4 protein-coding genes and 1 pseudogene are annotated in these 4,785 nt (G+C 32.9%); 1 reads left to right on the top strand and 4 read right to left on the bottom strand.

The window, feature by feature from the left end; translation table 11 throughout:
* The coding region (locus tag AC1DJR_RS17560; protein WP_477003131.1) for an aspartate-semialdehyde dehydrogenase at positions 1-486 on the bottom strand (486 nt) is incomplete at its 3' end.
* Positions 487-615: 129 nt separating this feature from the next.
* Here AC1DJR_RS17560 and AC1DJR_RS17555 point away from each other — a divergent pair.
* Entirely contained in the window at positions 616-1,485 is an 870-nt protein-coding gene (locus tag AC1DJR_RS17555) for a LysR family transcriptional regulator (RefSeq protein WP_477003130.1), read from the top strand.
* A gap of 113 nt (positions 1,486-1,598) precedes the next feature.
* On the opposite strand, the gene AC1DJR_RS17550 is transcribed toward AC1DJR_RS17555, so the two are convergent.
* From AC1DJR_RS17550 to AC1DJR_RS17540, 3 genes and pseudogenes are all read right to left on the bottom strand, one after another.
* Positions 1,599-2,204: a PRK06770 family protein gene (locus AC1DJR_RS17550; RefSeq protein ID WP_429687262.1), complete on the bottom strand. Its 606-nt coding sequence runs from the start codon at positions 2,202-2,204 to the stop codon at positions 1,599-1,601.
* Between the two features lie 257 nt (positions 2,205-2,461).
* Positions 2,462-3,079: pseudogene (locus tag AC1DJR_RS17545) on the bottom strand (chloramphenicol acetyltransferase); the annotation flags it as partial.
* Positions 3,080-3,103: 24 nt separating this feature from the next.
* Positions 3,104-4,567 (bottom strand): recombinase family protein, encoded by a 1,464-nt coding sequence (locus tag AC1DJR_RS17540; RefSeq protein WP_477003129.1) that lies wholly within the window; start codon positions 4,565-4,567, stop codon positions 3,104-3,106.
* Between the last annotated feature and the right edge of the window lie 218 nt (positions 4,568-4,785).

The raw sequence follows: 4,785 nt of genomic DNA, 5'->3' as shown, positions 1-4,785 counted from the left end.
TGATACGGCTTGATACGTTGAAACAATAATTCGTTCTAAACCAAATGATTTTCGAATTGGCTGAAGAGCTGTTACCATCTGTAGTGCTGAGCAATTCGGAACTGCAATGATCCCTTTATGTTCCCTTAAAGTATGTGCATTTACTTCTGGAACGACGAGTGGTACATCGTGTTCCATTCGGTATTCACTTGTGTTGTCAATTACGATTGCACCACTAGAAACTGCATGATTTACATATTGTCTAGAAACCTCTCCTCCAGCACTAAAAAATACAATGTCTACACCTTCAAAACTAGTTGATTTTGCCTCTTGTATTTTAATCTCTCGTCCTTTAAATTGTACTATCTTACCAGCAGATCGTTTTGACGAGAGTAATGTAATTCCTTCTATATTAAATTTCGTTACTCTCTCTAACAATGCAATGATTTTTTGCCCTACTGCGCCTGTAGCCCCAACTACAGCTACATGATAGCTCTTTTCACTCATTTTTTCTCCTCCAATTTCAATTGAATGAATATCTCCACAACTTAATTTTAAAAGAAATTTAATGATTTGAAAAATTGAAATACATGATATAATCATTCACAAATCATGATAATAAAAGAGGTATCATTTATGGAAATGAGGCATGTTAAAACATTTTGTGCCATTGTTAAGCATGGCGGTTTTTCTAAAGCAGCTCTTGCGTTAGGTTATGCGCAATCTACTGTGACAGCCCATATTAAAGCATTAGAGAACGACTTAAACATTCCTCTATTCGATCGATTAGGAAAAAAAATACTTCTTACAAAAGCAGGTCATCAATTTCATCCGTACGCATTAGAATTACTTACTATTTATGATAAAGCGCAAGAAATCCCTCAAAACAGTGACCATTTAGAAGGAACATTGACTATTACATCTAATGAATCATTGGCAGTGTATCGGTTACCACAATTATTACGTACTTACAAACAGGAAAATCCGAAAGTAAATATCGTACTTGAGACAAATACCAATGAGCAAGCATTGAAAAAACTACATGAAGGAGAAACYGATGTTATCTTCATAATTGGAGAAAGTRTAGAGCATAATGATTTTATTACGTGCAATTTATGTAATGAAACATTTGGTTGGATTTTCCCTGCTCATTTCCCTTCAAACACTGATCCACTCCTTTTATTACAAGATACTCAATTTATATTTACAGAACAAAGCTGTGGCTATAGACCAATGGTAGATCGTTTTTTACGTCAAAGCGGAAGAAATCCTAATAAAACATTTGAGACTTCCAATGTTGAAGTCATTAAACAATCCGTTATGTGTGAGTTAGGAATTTCTATTCTCCCTTACATCGTTGTACAAGAAAGTTATCAAAAAGAACAACTCTGTTTTCAGCCCATCGAAACTCCATCCGTCATTCAAAGCCACGTAATCTATCATAAATCTAGATGGATATCACCAGTTTTACAATCGTTTCTTACATTATTAGAGAGAATAGAATAGAAAAGTAAGCGAGTAATAACAAAAATGAGTAACTGCTCTAAAAAGCAATTACTCATTTTTGTTAAAATATTTGTGTTCATAACAATACAGGTGTTTCAAAATCAATATGTATATTATTTATTAGCTTGTACCTCACCTGCAATTAATTTACTACCTGAATATGTACCTTTTTGTATAAAAACTTGATTAATTAATTCTTTTTGCTCCTTTTCTGACATTACTCCTTTCCCTTCTCCTAAATTCCCACTTTGTAATTTCCAAATCTTGTTGTGGTCTACATCAACCTTTTCATATTTTCCTTGTTTCCATCGTTCTAAAATATCCACATATGTACTTTTTTGTGCAACATCATTATTATTTATAATTTCAAGTAAACTTTCAATACGTTCTTGTGTAATAAAAATATAGCCCCATTTTTGATCAGCTTTCGCTTTTTGATGTGCCATTTCATGTAATGCTGTCTGTATGTTCTCATCTGTCCATTTGAAGTTTTTATTAAAACCACTATTCGGCAATGAATAATTTCCATTTTCTAACATCTTTGCATCTTCGGCTTTTACATTACTATCAGCTAGCACTTCTACTGCCGGAGCGGCTGGTGATGCCTTTTTCGCAGCCGGTTTACTATTATTCAAATAATACAGCATACCATACGTTACACCTACCCCGATTACCGCCATACCAGCTATAATTCCTATGATTTTAAATAATGTTTTCATCTTGCTTGTTTCCTCCCAAATATCTCTGTTCTTACTACCTCATTATTTCTTATATAAAACAGTTCCTTCATTCAAAATAGTTCATCCCATCCCCTATCATATTATTTATATATATTTCCTTATATTGTATTTCTTTTTTCGTGAAATTGAAAGATTATTCTGTTAAAAAATAAAGATATTCTACAAAATTTTCCTTTATATTTATAGGGAAACAAAAAAAACAACGAGCGCCTTCTAAAACACTCGTTGTTTTTACTTTATGCACGATTCTCTTTTAACCACTCCGTAATAGCATCTAACCTCGAAACATCAAAACGTCTTTCTTCACACATGTTTAAGCTGTTTAAACTTTTCACAATTTCTAATTCATTCGACTTTATACTTTTTGCTTCAATCAATTTACAGTACCCGTCTGTGACGGTATTTAAATTTTCATAATAACGCTGCAACGGTTTTGATATATGTAAATGTTTTTCAAARTTTCTTCTKYTTYTCGTCYCATCARAYTCTTTYCGTTTTCTAAGYTCTTCATCATTCGTGTACAAATAAAAATATTGATCTGGAAAACCAATTTCTCTATTTATCATCTTTTCTTTATAAAAGTTTTCTATTAAAGATAACGGCTGATTAAATATATCAAAATGGAAACACCAATTATAACTAAGTGGCTGATAAATATCACCATCGAGTATTACTAACTCATATTGCTGCGACTTCTGTATTGCTATTTTCCAGCGCTCTACTTGTTTTTCAAAATACCATGTTCTATGTTCATTTTTTGGTCTTTCAAATAATAGATTAACTTCAGGTATAATAAATGCACCGTAATTTTTTTCTAATTCACGACATGTTGTACTTTTACCAACAGCGCTCGCGGTATGTCAATAAGGCATACAAATTTATTCTACAAATCTATAGTAGATATCTGTTGCCCCATCTTGAGCAACTTCTATCCTCTTTATTAATTTTTGAAATACGCCATGTAAATCTTTTGACTCTTCTAATAAAGCAAACGCATCTCTAACTTCTTGTTTCTCCTTCATTTGAATTTCGATATTGTTCGCTTTCCGTATTTCCAGTTCTTTTAATTCGAGTTCTTTTTCAATTTTTTTATTACGAACAGTAAAAGTATCTTTATCAATTCTTTCACCTTCTAAATATAAGTCTAATAAACGCTCCTTCTTAAACTTCAAATCTTTAATATCTCTGTTAAGCTTTCTTAATTTAACTTGTAGTTGATTTTCATCCGAATAAAACTCTTTTTCTAAAACACTTTCTTTTTCTTTCAGTTTATCTAGCACTAATGCCCTTAAATCCTTGTAATGTATTGGAACATGTTTTACACATTCTCGCCGTGCTGTAGCTCTACTCCAATCACACATCATATACGAGTATTCTTTTATTGTCCCATTCTTATTTACACGTACATTATTTTTCTTAGTCATTGCTGTACCGCAATGTGCACAGAACGTTATACCCCTTAATTCATTAGTTGTTGATATACGACGCTTTTTTTGGAACTTATTAGGATCCTTATCGTTTACTTTATCCCATAATTCGTGACTAATTATAGCAGGGTGATGGTCCTCAAAAATCACCCACTTCTCTTTAGGATTTATAACTTTCTTCTTCTTACCGTTGACTTTTACTGTTGTATATTTTTGCATTGTATAAATGCCTTTGTAAGTCGGGTTTTTTATCATCTTGCATAATGTGGAGTATGTCCAAGGCGCCCCTTTCCTAGTACGCATCCCCTTATCATTTATAGTATTCGCAATCTTAATATAACCAAATCCTTGTGCGTATAATTCAAATATTTCCCTAACAAGAGCGGCTTCCTCTTCATTAATTGCATATTTATCATCTATAATTTCATAACCATATGGAACAAATCCCCCAGTATAACCACCCCTACGCACTTTCGCTGCCAAAGCGGCGGTTGTAGACACAGATAATGTTTTAGGTAACTGAGCTGCAAACATGGCATACATTTCAAATTTCATATCATTCTTACCTTCGTAATGACTGTCATAGCCTTCCTCCAGCGTTATTAAGCGTACACCGTGCCCTAAAAGTATCTCCTTAATCTCCAGCGCATCCTTTAAATCACGCGCCAATCGATGTATAGATTTAAATATAACTGTGTCGAGTTCTTTTTTTCTAGCTTTATTTAGGATCAGTTGCATTGCATGCCTTTCTAACCAAGCTGTTCCTGATATACCATCATCAAAATAAACAGCATCCTCATCCCATTCAAAGCCATTATTCTCTAACCAATATCTACAAATATCAATCTGATTTTCTACAGAAGAAACCTGTTCGTCTTTATCACTTGATACACGCACATAAACCGCATATGCCAAAATTACCACTCCTTTCATCGATCTCCAAATATATTATGTCTGAATTATATAACTCCAAGAGTTAACTGGCAATCTATTACCAACGCAAAAAGACGACTTACTACAGTCGTCAAAATAAAATATATAAATCTCAAAAATTTAGGAGGGGGTAAACAACACACAACATCATTTAATAAAAACAAAAAAGAAAAAAGAACCCCCTCTATAAAAAATATACC

It is taken from the genome of Bacillus sp. 05T31 (genome assembly GCF_056396725.1).
This window is presented reverse-complemented; position numbering and strand designations above follow the sequence as displayed.